At 44.4% G+C, this 17,729-nt stretch carries 12 protein-coding genes and 3 pseudogenes; 3 read left to right on the plus strand and 12 right to left on the minus strand.

Translation table 11 applies throughout. The features are described 5' to 3' along the window. Positions 1-4: 4 nt before the first annotated feature. Entirely contained in the window at positions 5-967 is a 963-nt protein-coding gene (locus KJS65_RS07725) for a helix-turn-helix transcriptional regulator (protein ID WP_213649296.1), read from the plus strand. 229 nt (positions 968-1,196) lie between these two features. On the opposite strand, the gene KJS65_RS07730 is transcribed toward KJS65_RS07725, so the two are convergent. The 4 genes and pseudogenes from KJS65_RS07730 to KJS65_RS07745 form a co-directional block, all read right to left on the minus strand. After that, on the minus strand, positions 1,197-2,180 hold the full coding sequence (locus KJS65_RS07730; RefSeq protein ID WP_213649297.1) for a phosphotransferase: 984 nt from the start codon (positions 2,178-2,180) through the stop codon (positions 1,197-1,199). 235 nt (positions 2,181-2,415) lie between these two features. Continuing rightward, a complete protein-coding gene (locus KJS65_RS07735; RefSeq protein ID WP_213649298.1) occupies positions 2,416-3,894 on the minus strand; it encodes an Lsa family ABC-F type ribosomal protection protein in 1,479 nt (492 codons plus the stop codon). Positions 3,895-4,074: 180 nt separating this feature from the next. Further along, positions 4,075-5,121, minus strand: coding sequence for a Cfr family 23S rRNA (adenine(2503)-C(8))-methyltransferase (locus KJS65_RS07740; RefSeq protein ID WP_213649299.1), 1,047 nt, complete (start codon positions 5,119-5,121; stop codon positions 4,075-4,077). A gap of 857 nt (positions 5,122-5,978) precedes the next feature. Next, a pseudogene (locus tag KJS65_RS07745) lies at positions 5,979-6,521 on the minus strand (AraC family transcriptional regulator); the annotation flags it as partial. Positions 6,522-6,523: 2 nt separating this feature from the next. Between KJS65_RS07745 and KJS65_RS29790 the strand changes: the two are divergent. Continuing rightward, positions 6,524-6,613: pseudogene (locus KJS65_RS29790) on the plus strand (Atu4866 domain-containing protein); the annotation flags it as partial. Positions 6,614-6,705: 92 nt separating this feature from the next. Then, positions 6,706-7,213: pseudogene (locus KJS65_RS07755) on the plus strand (SDR family oxidoreductase). A gap of 206 nt (positions 7,214-7,419) precedes the next feature. On the opposite strand, the gene KJS65_RS07760 reads toward KJS65_RS07755, so the two are convergent. The 8 genes from KJS65_RS07760 to KJS65_RS07795 all read right to left on the minus strand — a co-directional run bounded on the left by KJS65_RS07760 (position 7,420) and on the right by KJS65_RS07795 (position 17,628). After that, on the minus strand, positions 7,420-7,896 hold the full coding sequence (locus KJS65_RS07760) for a GNAT family N-acetyltransferase (RefSeq protein WP_213649301.1): 477 nt from the start codon (positions 7,894-7,896) through the stop codon (positions 7,420-7,422). A gap of 130 nt (positions 7,897-8,026) precedes the next feature. Continuing rightward, positions 8,027-10,624, minus strand: coding sequence for a phosphoenolpyruvate synthase (ppsA, locus tag KJS65_RS07765; RefSeq protein ID WP_213649302.1), 2,598 nt, complete (start codon positions 10,622-10,624; stop codon positions 8,027-8,029). Positions 10,625-11,125: 501 nt separating this feature from the next. Next, positions 11,126-12,088, minus strand: a complete 963-nt coding sequence (locus KJS65_RS07770) for a metallophosphoesterase family protein (protein WP_213649303.1) — start codon at positions 12,086-12,088, stop codon at positions 11,126-11,128. Continuing rightward, a complete protein-coding gene (locus KJS65_RS07775; RefSeq protein ID WP_213649304.1) occupies positions 12,063-13,307 on the minus strand; it encodes an MFS transporter in 1,245 nt (414 codons plus the stop codon). Before KJS65_RS07775 ends, KJS65_RS07770 begins: the two co-directional genes overlap by 26 nt. Continuing rightward, positions 13,304-14,125, minus strand: coding sequence for an MBL fold metallo-hydrolase (locus KJS65_RS07780; protein WP_213649305.1), 822 nt, complete (start codon positions 14,123-14,125; stop codon positions 13,304-13,306). Before KJS65_RS07780 ends, KJS65_RS07775 begins: the two co-directional genes overlap by 4 nt. Positions 14,126-14,340: 215 nt before the next feature. Continuing rightward, complete coding sequence (locus KJS65_RS07785; RefSeq protein ID WP_213649306.1) at positions 14,341-15,108, minus strand: DeoR/GlpR family DNA-binding transcription regulator; 768 nt, start codon at positions 15,106-15,108, stop codon at positions 14,341-14,343. 143 nt (positions 15,109-15,251) lie between these two features. Next, positions 15,252-15,791, minus strand: coding sequence for a GNAT family N-acetyltransferase (locus tag KJS65_RS07790; RefSeq protein WP_213649307.1), 540 nt, complete (start codon positions 15,789-15,791; stop codon positions 15,252-15,254). A 295-nt stretch (positions 15,792-16,086) separates the two neighbouring features. After that, on the minus strand, positions 16,087-17,628 hold the full coding sequence (locus KJS65_RS07795) for a serine hydrolase domain-containing protein (protein WP_213649308.1): 1,542 nt from the start codon (positions 17,626-17,628) through the stop codon (positions 16,087-16,089). Positions 17,629-17,729: the final 101 nt, after the last annotated feature.

A 17,729-nucleotide genomic window follows, 5' to 3' on the forward strand; every position in this document is an offset into this window, starting at 1 on the left:
TCGGATGAAAAAAGTTGAACGGATTAATATCATCATGCGCTATATCAACAACCGTGCCCACTTTACCATTTCTGAAATCATGCGGGAATTTAACATCTCCCGTTCGACGGCTATTCGAGATATACAGGAAATCGAAGCCATGGGGATGCCGCTTGTGGCTGAAGTTGGCAGGGATGGGGGTTATTTTGTCATGAACAACTCAATCCTGCCGACGGTCCGCTTTACCGATAACGAGATTAAAGCTCTGTTTATTGCCTTTATGGCCACAAGAAATCAACAGCTCCCTTATCTGAAGAGTCGCCAGTCATTAGCTGAGAAATTGCTTGGGCTCATCTCGGAAAACCAGCAGGATGACCTTGTTCTGTTGAATCAAATGTTGCTTTTTGAAGGGACCAACCCGAGTAATCCCGATCTGCTCGATCTGTCCGACCTCCCCCATCCGATGTTGGAGAAACTAATTCAAATCATTCTGCTCGACAGCTATGTATTGGTTTCCATTGAAGAAGAGAAGAAAATAAAGTCTTATCCAATGTATCTCCTGCACCTTTATCGCGAAAAAAGCTTCTGGCTAATCGAAGGTTTTGATTTGAAGGAAGAAAAAAGAAGGATTTTTCCTGTCGACGATCTCACCCAAATAGAGCCTTACCCCGAGAAAAAAAGAGTAAGCAAGAAAAAGATTTTAGAACAAATACGTAAGCAGGAAGAAGTCATCAACCTTGTCCTTGAGCTTGGTCCAAAAGCGATTGCCCAGTTCAGAAAATACCATCCTTTGAAAGTTACCATTTCCTATACGAATCCTTACCAAACCACCGCCATTTTAAGGACTTATATCAATGTAAATAAATCTGAAGAGTTGACCGAAATCACAAATTGGCTGCTATTCCTGGGCAGGGATATCAAGGTCAGGGAAATGCCGGAAGAAGTCCTGGGATGTTTGCAAGACAGATTAAGCTTATATTGTCCATAAGTAGTTCCGGTTAAACCCAGATCATGTTGAGCTTGGCCTGTTGCTAGCTTTCCCGTATTCTCGTACATCGAGCACTGTAATATGCCGCGATTGATGCGGCTCACAACTTCCGGCGGTTCAATAGAAAAAGCAGACTGCCATAGCGGTCTGCTCTCGAATCAAATCATTGATTCACTCTCGTGCCCATGAACTGAAATCAGATGCATCCTTTCATATGACTAGGGTCATTTCACTTAAAACCTCCTTCACTAAATCGCAATGCACATTGGGAATGATGAACGGCTAGCTGACTAGCAAACTGTTGATCTGGAAATCCTCTATGAAGCAGCTTCAAACCACCCGAGGTTAATGAGATATGGTGATGATACCGATAAAACAACATCCTGTAAGGATCGATCGTATCGTTCTTTAGATATCGATAGAAATCTCCGAACCTAAACTCTAAAAAGCTGTGTTCATGCTCAATATCAAAAAACATAGCTCCTTCAATATCGATCAAATAAGGTTCAAGACGGTCATTCACCAAAACATGGTCAGGTCCGAGTTCCCCGTGAATAAACCCATACCGTGTTCTAGGTTTGATTCTGGATTCAAGTTCATATAAAGTATCGAGTAATTTACTTTGATGTTCTCTGATGCTATCCATATGTTGGGAAGCATAGGCTAACTGAACTTTTGCGTTTTCCATTTGCAATTGGTGGCAATTCCCTGAGGTCATTCCGCTTTGATTCGCTTTTCCATAGAAATATCTTTCTGTGGTATGCATCCCAGCAAGCATTTCCCCCAGCTGTTGAAATACCTTATCTTGAACTCGTGAATCAGAATGTTGGAAATAGACTTCTGCTTTATGCCCATCTATATACTCAACCAGCGCGTAATCAAAAGGATACAGGTTTTTTTCCGTATTCAGATCGTACGAAGCGGGCGTTCGAATGCCATGTTCGGTTAAATATTTGTTATTCATTGCAAACAGGTCGCTTCCATAGGATTTTTCATGAATGTTATCAGCTGCGATTTCTTCTTGAAAATAATTCATGGTAAGATCCCATACATACAAAACGCAGAAGAATCCATTACTAAATTCGATTTTATAGACCACCTTTTGCGCTCCACCATGCATTTTCGAGACATGATCCACAACATATCCGGCACCAAACACCTTCCAAGCATAATCCTGTAAATCAACTTTATTGAGGTGACAATCAATATCCATAAGTACAAAAACTCCTTTTTAAGGTTTTGCCGGCAACACAATCGTAAGAAATATCCAGCCAAAAGTATAGACTTTTTCTTTATGATTGTTTATGATGTTGAATAAGGTCTCGAATAAAATAGTCATACAAAAAGCCCTTGGATCGAATCCAAAGGCTTTTTTTGATATATGCATGTTTGCATAGACATCCATTACCCTTCACACCTCTTTCGAGGTGCATTCCGGTAACGTTCATCTACATCGATATCATTTTGGTTGCAACGGTTTGTTGAAAAGCCTGATCATGTTCAACGATAACCATAGTGGGATTAAAGGTTTGAATCAGCTCTTCGATCTGCATACGTGAATAAAGATCGATAAAATTTAACGGTTCATCCCAAATGTATAGATGTGCTTGTTCGCATAAACTTTTGGCTATCAGCAGTTTTTTCTTTTGACCACCAGAATAATGAGAGATGTCCTTCTCAAACTGGATTCGGTCAAAATCCATTTTGCGCAGGATCGATTTGAACAGTGGTTCATTGATCTCATGCTCTTCAATAAAATCCGATAACATGCCCTTCAAATGGGAAGTATCCTGCTGAACATAGGAAATGACGAGCCCAGAAGCTAATTTCATCGTGCCTGTATGCTGTAGCGGTTGTCCCAGGATCAGCTTGAGAATGCTGCTTTTCCCGCTCCCGTTCTTTCCGTCCAGCACGATTCGATCTCCTTGTTCAACGGTAAAGCTGATGGGCTTATTCACGATTTGGCCATCGTATTGAACGGACACATCTGCCATAACAACCCATTCTTTTGACGGGAAGTTCAATGCTTCTAAAGCCAATGCTTCGGTTTTTTCCACGTTTTTGAGCAGATTGGACTTTTCCTCAATCGCCTTTTGCTGCCTTGATTCAATGTTCTTTGCCCTTTTCATCATCTTGGCCGCTTTATGCCCTACGAAGCCCTTATCCAATTTCGAACCTGAATTCGTCGTTCCGTTTTTGGAAGCTTCCACCTGATGGGACCAATCCGATGAACGCTTGGAGGACTGTTTCAATCTCCCGATGTCTTTTTGCAGACGCTGATTCGTTGCCTCCTCGTGTTCCTGCTGTCTATCGAAATTTAGCTTCCAGGAAGAATAGTTCCCGCTTTGGACTTCAATATTCGCTCTATTGATCGATAAAATATGGTCGACGCATCCATCCAAAAAGTTCCTGTCATGCGAAATTAAAATAAACCCTTTTTTCTTCTTTAAATAATCCGAGACGATCTTTCGCGCACTGGTGTCTAAATGGTTGGTCGGCTCGTCGATTAATAGGAATTGGCCTTCATTCAAAAATAGCGCGGCAAGCAGTACTTTGGTTTGTTCTCCATTAGAGAGCGTGTTAAATGGCCGGTACATGATCTCGGCATCGACTTCTAGATAGGAGATTTCACGAAGAAATTCCCAATCTTCTGCTCGGGGACATATTTCCTCAAGGATTTCATACGTGTACTTATTCATATCCGACACCGGATAAGGGAAATAATTGAATTCGACCGAAGAAACGATTTTCCCGCTGTACTCATATTTCCCTAATAATAGATTCAAAAAAGTCGTCTTGCCTCGTCCGTTTCTACCGATAAAACCAAGTTTCCAATCCGTATCGATGTGAAAGCTCACGCCTTCAAAAATGTTGTCAAAGCTGGATGGATAGGAAAACGTTACGTCTTGTACTTGAATCATTGACATGATGATTCCTCCTTTGTATATCTCGCTGGTTTCTTTCATACAAAGTCGGCACATCCATCGATTTTTTGCTTCTCCGTATAAGCTTGATGGATATTAACGACTTATACGGAGCATTACATGTGTCACCACAGTATCTGAATTACTCATTTCTTTCACTCCTTTCTGTTACAAGCGAATATGTCATTCCGCTGAATAATTTCCATATAACTGACCGCAAGCAGCATCAATATCAATGCCGAATTGACTTCTTACGGTCACATGAATGCCTGATGACTGTAATGTTTTGTAAAAATTAACCACCCTGTCCTCATCCGCTTCATCAAACCTTAATGGGGAACGCACCGTTGGGTTATACCGGATTAAATTCACATGGTACAGTCGTCCTTCCCTGTATCGCCCCTTCAATAGACGCGCTACTTCTTTGGCATGATCCATCGAATCATTCACGTCGGGTAACATAATATAAGCAATATAAACCTTTCTGGATGTGACTCGTATATGATCGTCTAATGCGTCCATGACATCGAATAACGGATACTTATCATTTATCGGCATCAGTTTACTTCGCTGTTCGTGAAAAGGAGAATGCAACGAAAACGTCAAATGGACTTGCGGATAATGGAGGGTCATTTTTTTAATGCTCGGTATGATCCCAATCGTTGAAATCGAGATCCTACGAGGACTTAAACCAAACAGAGCAGGATCCGTGAGCACGTCTAACGCATCGAAAACTTGGACATTGGCTAACGCTTCCCCCATTCCCATAAAAGAAATGCTGTCCATGGAATGCCCCTTCAGGTAAAAATGAAGGATTTGGTCGGTTATTTCGTCCGAGGTCAAATTTCTTTTTAATCCAATGTCGCCTGTCGCGCAAAATGTACATCCGAAATGACATCCGCACTGGGAAGAGACGCAAAATGATTCCCATCCGGCTTTATATTTCATATTTACCGTTTCTATTCTTTCATTTCCTGAAATCCCAAACAAAACTTTAGTGACTTGCTCGGAATGCTGTTCCATTAAAGGAGCAATATCTAAAATAGACGCTCCGAATTCCATGGCTAGCATTTCTCTTAACCGTTTGGGAAGTACGGTGATGTCGTTGAAATGTTCGATTTTCTCATGAAAAACGGCATTCATTATTTGTTTCAGCCTAAAATCGGGGTAATGATGCTCCTTCAAGAATGCCTTTATTCTTCTATACTTATTGCCTTGTTTGAGTTGCATGTTTTCCATCCTTCCATAAGACTCTCTAGTTTAACGGGAGTATATAGAAGGAGTGGTCTATCCTGAAGATGAACCGCAAAAAAGCACCGATAGCATTATCGGTGCTGAGCTTTAGAACGAGACACGACTATAATGATCAAGAATTCTGAGTCATTTCTCTGTCATGTATTCGCCGTAGAGGCAAAGCTCCGATAACTGTTTTTTGTATGGTGGTTCCGCATATAAAGGACAGACTACTCCCTTTGTCCGCGAAATCATCGCCAAATTTCACGTTTTTTCCATACAGAATTCTAAAAACAGTTAACATTGCTTACACCTCCTTTGTCGAATTTATTATTGAGTTAATCTAGCATATAAATGAATAGGTGTAAAGTTTAATTCGATATTTATTTTACTCTCGCCGCGAGGACATCCCATTCATTCTGTGTGTAGTTACCTGGATCACCTGTTTTTCGTTGGACGTTATAACCGCATCATGAGATTACATATTCCCTCTCAAAGCCGAAAGAAGGCACGAATCTCTTCAGCCAACAGTTCGGGCTCCTCGAATGCGGCAAAAAGGACCTGCAGCTTCTCGAAAGGGAAGCGCTGGCCGATCCGTCTGGCGCTGCCGGCCTCCTAGCTCGGGTTAAAGCGCTGGAGGGGCGATCTATCGGATCTTTTCCAACATTTTGGCCGGAAATAGCGTTTTGGATACCGAATTACAGCTCCTCAATGAAGAGATCGAACGATGCTTGCTTCGATCACGCATCGCCTCATTGATTTAGTCAACAAAACCCCGCTGCCATAGCGGGGTTTTGTTGATGGATGCAGTATTCAATTGAAACAGGGGCCTGAATGTCATTATATTGATCCGGCTACCCTCCATTGATCTCCAAGGAAACCGACATTTCATTCACAAGGGAACTGCGCAAGCGGTGAACGTCCCGGATTGGAGGCACCCCAAACATCCGCGCATATTCCCTGCTAAAATGCGACGGGCTCTCATATCCGACCTGAAACGCAGCTTCCGCCGCATCGATCGATCCGGAGAAGAGCAGCCGGCGCGCCTCTTGCAATCGGAGCTGCTTTTGAAACTGGATCGGACTCATCCCCGTTACTTCCTTGAAATAATCATACAAAGACGAAGCGCTCATTCGAGCCTCTGCAGCCATTTCGTTTACTCGCAGGGGCTGCGCAAAATCGCGATTAAGCTTCTCTACGATCCCAGCTATACGCTGCGCATGGCTTCCGATGACGGTTATTTGCTTTAGAGATGCGTCGTTCTGTTCGTTCTGAAGTAGCCGGTAAATGATCTCCCGGATTGCATAGGGCGCAAGTACCGGAATATCCTGTGGTGCCTCGACGAGCTTCACGAGCCGCAGCACCGCATCCAGAAGCGTGTCGTTCATCCGGCTCACCTTACTTGGATGATACAGGGTTCACGGCGGACGGCGATTTCCGCGATTCGGTGCTCTATCACGCCGGCATGATCCTTTATCCTGAAAAATAGCGAGAACTGCAATTTGGATAATGGCATTAATTATTCATGTGATTATTTATTTGAACCAACCGATATGAATCCATTCAAAGGAGAAATATGCAATGTCCGAAATAAAAGGAAAATTCGTTGTCATTACGGGAGCAAGCAGCGGGATCGGTGAAGCCACGGCGAAGCTTCTCGCCAGCCGGGGCGCCCATGTCGTCATGGGGGCCAGACGCGTGGAAAGATTGGAAGCATTGAAAATCGACGAATGGAACCGAATGATCGACATCAACATCCGCGGGGTATTGCATGGCATTGCTGCGGGGCTCCCCTTGATGAAAGAGCAGCAATCCGGTCACTTCGTTAACGTGGCTTCCATCGGCGCTTACGCCGTCACACCGACCGCAGCGGTATACTGTGCGACCAAATACGCCGTTCGCGCTCGTGACGGAGTCCGAGCTCGCTGAGAGTATTTCGGATGACGGGGCCAGGAAAATGATGCAAACGTATCGGCGAGATGCCCTCCCTGCTTCCGCTATCGCCGGTGCCATTGCCTATGCGATCGCGCAGCCGGCAGACGTCGACGTGAACGAGCTGGTGGTCCGGCCCACCGCCCAGCTTGCCTGAAGCTAGGAAATGCCCGCATCGCTGTCGAGGAATGACGTGATGCTTCGCTATGCTGGAACTGATGATATTCACTCCTGCCTATCACCATAAACGACAAAAAGAGCAGCGAACTACGCTGCTCTTTTCATCCTGGCCATCCTCCAATTTTTCTGCTACCGTCATCTAACGGATCACATCCGTTCCGGGACTCTTCCCCTGACCGGCAATTATAGATCCCGAATATACCAAGCGTCGCATGCGAAATGCTCGGAACCTGTTAGCGGCGATTTCAACAACCGAAAACCGTGTTTCTTATAAAAGTGATTAGCTGCCTGCATATTTTGAAGTGTTTCCAAATAACAAGCCCTATAATGCTGTTGTGCAAACTGGAGTGCGGTCTGCAGCAGCTCTCTCGCAATACCTGTTCCCCTAGCTTCCTGTATTAAATACATCTTTTGTAGTTCGCATATCCCTTCCGTAGGAGAGCCGAATTGTGCGATCCCGCAACCGCCAAGCATTTTTCCGTTTGCATCGAACGCGATCCAATAAGCTCTGCCATCTTGATTATAATAATCAAACAGATGGCTTAAACTTTCGTCTTCCCATGCTAACCCTTCACGATTTCCGCCAAAAGCAATTAAACACTGCCGTATAATCGCTTCTATGGCACTGTTATCTTCAGCTTGAATTGTTCTTATGTGCATTCTATTGGCTCCATTCAACATGATACTATTTTTATGGCGACGTTCTCCCGATTGCCTTAGATTAACCAAACGATCGGCTTAAAAATTACAACACCAGCTCCGAATTTACGAAAGATGTCGTACTTTTCATTTAATTCAATATTTCAATGTACCCTTCTGTTCCATTCACGCGGATACGCTGACCGTCTTTGATCAGTTTGGCAGCATGCTCCACTCCGACTACGGCCGGCAAGCCATATTCACGCGCGATCACCGCTCCATGGGTCATCAATCCGCCAACTTCAGTGACTAGTCCTTTTATGGATACAAATAAAGGCGTCCAGCCAGGGTCAGTAAAGGGGGTAACTAATATATCTCCATCTTCCAGATCGGCATTTTCCATGTTCAAAATGACACGCGCTCTTCCTTCGATCACTCCGGAAGAAACAGGTAGACCTACAATCGCATCGGCCGGCAGATTTTCTCGTTTGTACGCACCTGAAATGATTTCGCCATCAGACGTGATGACACGCGGAGGAGTCAGTTTTTCATATAATCTATACTCGTCTTTGCGTTTGCTGATGATCCGATCATCCAGTTTATTGGTGCGTACGACTTCGTGAAGTTCTTCAAATGTAAGATAGTATATATCTTCTTGATCAAGAATTACGCCAGCTTGAACGAGCCGCTCGGCTTCTTTCATTATCGCCTGTTTATAAACAAAGTAACGGCTAATATAACCGTATTTGGGGTACTCTCTATACCCAATGAAATTCCGAATGAGGTCGATCATTCGTTTGGTTTCTTCAGCCTTTTGTTCACCATCCGGTAATTGCTTCAATCGATCTATTAACTCTTGTTCTTTTTCCAGAGCTTCCTGGCGCCCTTGCTCAAATTTTCGATGGCCGGCATTAGGCTCAAAGTTTTTGATGTTGCCAAGAATCAACGGGACAAGAGTGATCGGTTTTTCACTCCAGCGAGTTTTCGTAATATCGATTTCTCCGGTACATCGCATTCCGTATTTGCTGAGATAATCATAGATAGCGTCTTGGGTTTCCTTACCTCCATCAAACTTAACCAGTTCATCCAGAAAGTTATCTTCTTTTGCATGCTGCAAATAATCAATGACCTCCGGATAAGGACGGATCACATCCGCGACATTCAGTAGCGCCAGGCCCATTTCCGAAGTAATATTATTGGGCACAGATTGAGAAAGCGTATCGGCTGCGTTTTTTTCGCCTAACCACTCGTACATGTGTTCATTGATCCATGCTGAAGCATTCATAGCAGCCATAAACACAGCCGTACTTTGCGGATTAAATAAAGTCCTCTTTAATTCCTGGATGTCTTCAAGGATAAAATCGAACAACTCCGCTCCGGATTTCGTTTGGATGTTTTGTTTTAAAGCTTGTATGGAGGCTTGACTCTGCTGGATCAACTCAGAAACGATAGCCGGATCGTTCTCGAAGGCTGCCGGCTTATTTGTATTACTTTTGGCGGGAACCGGTGCTGTTGGATCATTTGGTAACAATTTTATAAAATCCCGCTCTATGATAGTCTTGAGTGCGCCTATAATGAGCGGATCGGATGCCATGGTTTTCAAAAAGGTTTCCCGGCCGACAGGTGTAGTCAGCCTAGATGCAACATCAACAAACAACCTCCCACCGGCTTTACGCATAGGTGCAGGAGTAATGAACAGGTAAAAAGACAATCCCAATGGTTTGATGGGATCTGTCATCATTTGTTGATGCCCAACAGATAAATAGACGTGTTTTTCCTGATCATTCGCTTCAGGGATCGGGTATAAAGTCGTAATCGGCCGACTCTGGACAATATAAAATGTATCATCAGCCAAACACCATTCGATGTCTTGTGGCTGGCCAAAATAAGCTTCGACCTGTCTTCCGATCCGTTCCAGTTGCAAAATATGTTGATCGGTAAGTGTTTGAGCCGTTTGCTGATCTGGATCGATCTGCCGGGTTTCGGTTCCGCCTTCTTTTCGTCCATAGATCGCCAATGTTTTGGCTGCGATCCTCTTATCGACGATTTCCCCTTCGTGTACTTTATAATTATCGGCTGAAACTAAGCCGGAGACCAGCGCTTCCCCAAGTCCGAAACTGGCATCGATGGACAGCTGCTTCCGGTTTCCGCTCATTGGATCAGCGGTAAATAAGATCCCGGAAGCCTGCGGGAATACCATCCTTTGAACGATAACGGACAAATAAACTTGACTGTGATCGAATCCATTTTGAATACGGTAGGTGACCGCGCGATCTGTAAATAGGGAAGCCCAACATTTGCTGATATGCTGCAAGATGGCATCGACGCCAATGATATTTAAATAGGTGTCTTGCTGACCTGCAAAAGAGGCATGTGGTAAATCTTCAGCAGTCGCACTTGAACGCACTGCGTAAGCATGTTCCTCACCAAACCGGGAGAGATATTGAGACACTGCTTTCACAACATCGGATGGAATTTCTGCTTCCATAATGAGTTGCCTGATTTTCCGGCTGATTTCACCAATTTGGTCTCGATCATCTGCTTTTAGCATGGTTAGACGATTGAGTAAAACATGATACGCTTCGATTTGTTCGATGGCTTTCTGATATCCCACTGTTGTAATACAAAATCCTTCTGGTACTTGTATGCCTTCAATTTTTGAACATTCCCCTAAATTAAACCCTTTTCCGCCAACGAGCAAGTGCTGCGTCTTTTCTATTTCTTGAAAACCGAGAACCAAAGAACTCATTCAACATCTCTCCTAACCATTAAATTGAGAAAAAGCATTTGACAAGGTTTTATCAGCATGGTACAATTAAAGAGTAAGATGAAATAACTTTGCCTTTAAACCTTGAGACAGTCGTGATCTGATTATATCATTGTGTCTTTTTATATGCAATATCAAAGAATCTGGCAAAACTGTCCAGGTTCTTTTTTGATTTCTCGCTATCAATAATCCTTCATCTTCTCCAGCTAAACTTCCAAATCCCCCTTCTCTCTGTATCGCATACTGTATCACAGAAAAATCATCGGCAGGAGCAACTGACATCTGTGAACCAGAATAATTCGATGACATTCCCACTGATGATCGGCATAGACTACATGTTTTTGTCGATATACAGGAAAGGATATATGTTCTTGTCCTGAGCAATAGACAAGAACATATATCCTTAAATTAAAAAACATCGGTTTATGAGGTTATCTACGCGTGGATGCGGGGGCTTATTAGAATACGCTAACTACCCCAGTCTTACCGATTATCCGGCTCATGCATAGGCAATTCCGCGACAAGTCCGTCGCTTTGGCGAATCCATGTCTCGAATTGACGCTCGCCCGCTTTTAATCGAATGACTCTTGCTCCCGTCGGAAACTCATCCATTCGCACACCGTCTACATAGCTAACGTAACGAGTAGATCTCCCGTAGCAAAGACGGATACCGTGCAGTGTACCGCAGTAATCGTTTGAGTGATCATGTCCGGCGAACGTGCCCATAACATCGCCCATCTCCACCATAGCGGCGAACAAGCCGGAGTTCACTTGAGGCGTGCTGATCCATTCGACGCAATGACCCTCGCACACCTTGGTCTTCCACACCTCATCGTATTCCGGCAGCGGAATATGGAAGAATGCGAGTGCAGGTAATGGCGTACCACTGTTGCACTCGGCCAATTGCCGAGATTCGGATACGTACCACCCGATTTGATCACGGCGTATCCAGTCGTATCCGCCCACCGAATCCATCTGTGAGTAATCGCCGCTGTCGAGGAAAAACAACGAAGCTGCCGGCTTTCCTGTAGAATCGTCGACCGTCAGCACATAATTCCCCGCTCCGCTCACCCCGGGAGGATCTGATTTGGCTACACAATATTCATGAAGAAGCTGCTCCTCATGCATTCTCTTTCGTGGCAAGCTCCCTTCCGAGTCGTGATTTCCAAAGACAGCAGCCCATGCTACGCGGTTTTCTTCAGCGACAGCGATCGCGCTGCGGAACGATTGGAGCGGGTCTTTGCTTCTAGCGCTAGCAATCACGTCGCCCGCAAACACCACAAGATCAGGCTGCTCGAGCTCGATGATCCTTTCCATCGTCGCCTTCGTCATTGCATCGAGAAGTGGTGTCTCAGGATCCAGGTCCTCCGCATCAATAAATTCCGTATCGGAAAACTGTACAATAACAAACGTTCCGTCGTCACGAAACTTCAGCTTCTTTTCCAAGGTATACCCTCTCCTTTGTCACATATTCCTTCCAATACCATAAGCCGATCAAGATGAATACAGCAGCGCATGCCAGATACATCGATGTCACGCCATACCGTAAACCGACCACCCAATAAATCAACGTCGGGCCAATCGCCGCCCCCAAATCGGTGGATACGGAATAAGCGGTCATGACCGTAATAACAGAAGTGCTCTTTGCGGCGTCAGATGCCATGGCATCCATGATTGTGCCAAGCGCGGTGCTTGTAACCATTACGAAAATCACAATAACAATCCAGATACCGATCGGCAGCTTCCACGGAAGCAAGGCGTAACAGACCGCCGCAGCCGCCAACGACAGCATAAACAATGGAAGTCTTCCTCTTGATCCATCCGTGCGTTGTCCGAACCATCGGGCTAAGAATGGTTCCCAAGCGCAGCGCAGCGCTGTCAATATTCCGCCTAATGCCGTGCTGCCGATGGCCAATCCGAACCACGGTACCCCCTTGGGATAGCTAGTATCGATAAGATAAGTAAGCGTCGCACTGAACACGGCGAGCAGTAATGATACAGTTAATCCGCTTATAACGATTTTCTTCACTTGCAATGACCACACCGTATTTCCACGACCACGAGTTGAATCTGTTTGATAAATCCCGGATGCTTTCCCCGCATTTATGGATGCCGCGATCAACGGAATTCCGGCCAACGCCATCATACCAAACAATATCGAGACGGATTGTAATCCGAAAAAGGGTACGAGCACTCCTCCGAACAGTACGCCTACCAAACTGCCAAGACGCCATAATCCGTTATACGTTCCCATTAAACGCCCACGATTCGTATTGTCGGAATAGCGAATCACGGTCAAATAACCGCCCATTCGCATTAAGGACCATGCAATTCCCCACACTGCCCGAAGCACAATCCAAATAGCGAACCCTTTGAAGACGCCATATCCTACTGTGGTAAGCGCCGCTAGCCCTACGGATAGGAACAGACCCGTTCGAAGCGACATGCGGTGATACAACCAGCCGATTGCAGGATTAAGGGGAAGCCTCACGAAACGATTGACGGATAGCAGGACTCCCACCTGCCAAAGCGCATCCAGTCCCACTTCCTTCCAAAATACCGGAAGTACAATGTACAGCATCGAATCGCCGAAGAGGGTTAGCGCGGTAACAATGCCGACAACCATAATTTGTCGCTGTTCTTTTGCGCTGCTGCCACTTGTCATAGGTCAACGATCAGGCCATCATAGGCCACCTTAATGCCGTAGGAATTGAAAGCATTTTCAAAATCATTATGCATAAAACCGGAGTTATGAGTAAAATGAGTGACATAAATTTGACTGTCCCCGCCAAGGGTACCTTCTTCCTTCCATATGCGCTGAACCTCCAGCACGGTTTCAATCCCCATATGGTTTGGATTTCGATCATTTTTCGTAAAACTATGGGTGCAATCTAGGATCGCCATATCAATAGCTTTGCCTTGAAGCCATGCCCAAGTATCGTCATGCAGCCATCCGGTGTCATTTCCGTAAAATAGAGCTTTACCCCCTTTTTCAATATAAAACAGCAAACAATTTTCAAGTTGGTCATGATTTGCGAGCAGTGGAGTTATTTGCATATCGCCTATTGAGATCGTCTCGAACGGTCGGAATAAGTGGAATGCAAACCTCTTGCTACCAGCGACCGAGCCCAGCGCCGTCCTACTCTGACAAATCGCCGCATCGTTGCCGTAAATATGTAAGGGATGATCGATACCGTGCGCAAACCCCTCAATCCGGTTGTACAGATCAGTTGGTTGAAAATGATCGTAGTGCGTATGCGTGAACAAGAGATGCTCAACCGCTCCCAAGTCGATTTGATCACGGAGCGCCTGCATATGGGAATCAGCTGAATAATCAACCTTGATTACATCATCGATCAATATAGAGCTTCTCGTTCGAATGTTTTTACCCCCGAGCGATTTCGCTTTGCGACAGGCCTCACATCGGCAAAATGGGTTCGGAAATCCTTCCGCTGCAGCCGTTCCAAGAAAATGGATTTTCATTGGATTCTCCTCCCTTTGAGAAGTGATCATTTTTCCGCGATCCCTCAATTAACACAAATAATAGCACACATTCACAATCAAATACACAAAAATTTCTATAATTTGCAAACCAGGAAAGCGGGTTATCGATGTAAAGGGCAGATATATTATTCCGCAATAAAAATAACGATTCCGGGTTCGTGGAAACCAAGAATCGTTATTTGGATTTGATCATATCATTCGTATACGATTTCGATACCGCTCTTGCTAAATTTATCCACGATAGTCCGGTCGATTTTGGAATCTGTTACAAACCGTTCAACTTCCGTTGCGCCGCATACTTTGATAAACGAATTTTGTCCGAACTTACTGCTATCTGCAAGGGCAATAGATCGCTTAGCGTTCGCATGCATTATTTTTTTCACTTGAACTTCGCCTATCCCGGTATCCGTAATCCCTGCTTCTAATGTAACCCCGCTCATACTCATAAAAAATATATCTGCATGAAATCGCGATGTAAACTCTTCCGCCAAATCACCGATGATACTTTGCTCGTCTTGACGAATAACGCCGCCAGTCATAATCAGCGTGTACCCCGGCATGGAGATTAACTCGTTCACGATCGGAAGCGAGTTTGTAATAACCGTTAATTGATCGAATTTGGCCTTCAGAGCCTTCGCAATCTGAGTGTTGGTCGTACTCGGGTCAAGCGCGATGGACATCCCTTCGGTCACATAGCGAATCGCTATGTGAGCCAACTCCTTCTTCTCTTCTAAATATATAGATTCGCGGATCGGCAGCGGAATTTCCCGGCTATAGTCCGGCTCCTTCAGAATCGCTCCGCCGTGCACCCGCCGCAGGTAACCTTCGCTTTCCAGGTATTCGAGGTCTCGTCTGATCGTCTCGAACGAAACTCCGAACTGCTCCATGAGCTCCGATGCCCGGATCGATTTGTCTTGGTTCAGTTTATGAATAATGATTTGATGCCGCTGCTCTGCAAACAACTGGTCCACTCCTTACTTGCCTTGTCTTCTTGATTAGAAGTTTACCATAAATTCGCTAAATCCTCCCGTTCTACCGGTTTCACGCAATGAAGAAATCCATAATTAAGACTACCTTCGTATAAGATCTCAATTGGGGAAGTTTGTTACGTAGCAACCACATACTGCATATCATGATAGCTTGCTAAAAAGCTTAACCGCTCCACATGGTACAAATCATAGATTTTATCCGTAGAATTTATTGATTCATATATTTCAGGGCTTGTATCATTTGCTAATTTGACATACTGAAGTTTTTCTACCGCTTTCTTCGATCGAATATTCTGTTTTCGGATCTTCATGAATACCGTTTCGATATTATGCTGTAGAAAGAGTTCAGCAAAAATGGATTTCTTCGCGCGTTGGTTATAGCCTTTTCCAAAATACGGGGTTCCAATCCATGTGGCCAAGAAGCCCGTTTTATTAACAATATTATATAGGTCAACAGTACCAATGGGATGTCCCATCTCATTTAAAATCGTTCTAGAAATAGATGTCTCCTGTTCTTCTTCAACGATCAACTGTTTGGTTATGAATAAATACTCTTCATAAGATTGGCATTTATAACGAACATAAGGAAAAACCATAGGATCGATCATTAAGTTATACAGTGAATAGCATTCGTGCAAATCTCGTTTTTTTAACATTTAATCTACCCCTAGTCCTTTTAATTCGCTGTATCAAACAATTTAAGTATATAAAAGGACTTAGGGAAATATATGAATTCTACGTGTTCTTTGTGTAAAATTCATCGCAGAGATTGTATTCCATATCACCCTGGTGAATTTAAAAAGAAATGCTTGATTGTTAATTGATTATTCTAAATAAGATAACTTTGCTTTACGCATTGATTTCTACAGGCTTAATAAAAAGCAGACTCCGCAGCCTGCCCAACATGATTTGTTTATTCAGCGATCATTCTCCAGTTTTTCTCACTGATTCTCAAAATTTCAACCTTGATGCTTTTTCAAGCGAAATGGACCGAAACAACCTAATGATTTTCAAGCTTCCTTTCAGAGCCATAAGTACAGTCATTATCTTCAGCCAAAGGATTACGTCCGACTGATAGATTGTTGCAATATGCCATACCGGCACAACTTGAGTCATACTCAATATCAGGACAATAAACAGACCTGCAAAATCCAGAACAATGCTTGATATAACTTTGATAGATATTTCAGTATGTCCGGAATTGTTAGGACTAAGCGGTCCAAGGCAGCATTTCGCTGTTCGAATGGTCGTGTATAATAACCATGCGCTGAGTATGAGCATTAATCCATTTACAAGTAAGTATTTCTGCGTAATGCTTAGACCAGATCCTCCAATCGGCTGTTCATTCAATAAGTTTATGACCCCGGAGGCGATATGGGTAGTCGTGATGATGTGCGATTTGAATAAAGTGGAATCGATCGCGTTGAGTACGTTAGCGAACACGATAACTCCCAGTTGTTGTTCCGGAACAATATAAGTCTGGGCTTGGAAGCCTATCGAGCCACCAGGTTGACCGATCACCGGTAAACCGTTAATGCGTCCTGTCATCCAACCCATGGCATACGTTCCCGGAACAGGTTCGGTCTGCATAAGTCGAATGCCATCCGAAGAAAGCACGGAATGATTTTCATATCGTCCGCCGTTCATTTGGGAAATCAAGTAATGGCTCATATCCTCTGCACTGGCATAAAGATAGCCTGCTGGTGCATCTCCCGGAATATAAACATAGGGGCCATCGTAGGGAACGTTGTATCCGAAGATCCGTTGGTAGGGCGTAGCCAGTCCGTGGACGGCTGCTTCATTCAGCGTAACGAAGCTGTCATTCATAGACAGAGGGTTGAAAATATGTTCCTGTACATAGTCACCATAGGACTGGCCGGATACTTGTTGCACGATATAGCCGAGCAATACATAATTCGCGTTCGAATACCTGTAGGGATGTTCAGATTGCTTGGTTTCCTTTAAAAATCTTTCCGCATAAGATAAGGCGTTTTTCTCCAAAGCATCTTGATCTTGGTCAGTGGCACTTGTCAGCGTATTGCTAAAAGTTGAGATTTGGGTGAACCCGCTTGTCTGGTTAAGCAACTGACGTACAGTAATGAACTCTGCACCGTTATACTTGGTGGGGATATAACGTTGTATAGGCGTATCCAAGTCGATTTTTCCTGCTTCGGCAAGTTGCAGAACGGCCATAGCAGTAATCGACTTGCCGATCGAACCTATTCCGAAAGGTGTTTCAGGTGTTACAGGACGGCCCGATGGATCGGCTTGGCCATATCCCTTAAGGTAAAGTATGCGATCTCCCTGAACAATCCCGATAGACAGCCCCGGAAGATGCTGCCGTTTCATTTCGCGAGCAATATACGCATCCACTTCGGAGAAGACAGTATCTCCAGATTGCTCAATTTGCATGTTTCCATCACTGCCCGCTGAGCTGAATAAAGGAAAGATGAACAGACCACAGAAGATTATTGCTATAACTCTTATTCTCATTTTCATTCCACCTCATTCCTAGTTGTATTTCTGTATACAATAGCATTGCATACATCCCAGCGCTCAGACAAAAGGCGGCAATCACGGAACCCATAAAGCTG

This window comes from Paenibacillus sp. J23TS9 (assembly GCF_018403225.1).
In the GTDB taxonomy this organism is placed as follows: domain Bacteria; phylum Bacillota; class Bacilli; order Paenibacillales; family Paenibacillaceae; genus Paenibacillus_AQ.

Coding starts and splice junctions, on each gene's coding strand:
- KJS65_RS07775 (WP_213649304.1), bottom strand. CDS start 13,307: ATGACAAGTGGCAGCAGCGCAAAAGAACAGCGACAAATTATGGTTGTC.
- KJS65_RS07725 (WP_213649296.1), top strand. CDS start 5: ATGAAAAAAGTTGAACGGATTAATATCATCATGCGCTATATCAACAAC.
- KJS65_RS07730 (WP_213649297.1), bottom strand. CDS start 2,180: ATGGATATTGATTGTCACCTCAATAAAGTTGATTTACAGGATTATGCT.
- KJS65_RS07740 (WP_213649299.1), bottom strand. CDS start 5,121: ATGCAACTCAAACAAGGCAATAAGTATAGAAGAATAAAGGCATTCTTG.
- KJS65_RS07795 (WP_213649308.1), bottom strand. CDS start 17,628: ATGAGAATAAGAGTTATAGCAATAATCTTCTGTGGTCTGTTCATCTTT.
- KJS65_RS07735 (WP_213649298.1), bottom strand. CDS start 3,894: ATGTCAATGATTCAAGTACAAGACGTAACGTTTTCCTATCCATCCAGC.
- KJS65_RS07790 (WP_213649307.1), bottom strand. CDS start 15,791: ATGTTAAAAAAACGAGATTTGCACGAATGCTATTCACTGTATAACTTA.
- ppsA (WP_213649302.1), bottom strand. CDS start 10,624: ATGAGTTCTTTGGTTCTCGGTTTTCAAGAAATAGAAAAGACGCAGCAC.
- KJS65_RS07780 (WP_213649305.1), bottom strand. CDS start 14,125: ATGAAAATCCATTTTCTTGGAACGGCTGCAGCGGAAGGATTTCCGAAC.
- KJS65_RS07760 (WP_213649301.1), bottom strand. CDS start 7,896: ATGCACATAAGAACAATTCAAGCTGAAGATAACAGTGCCATAGAAGCG.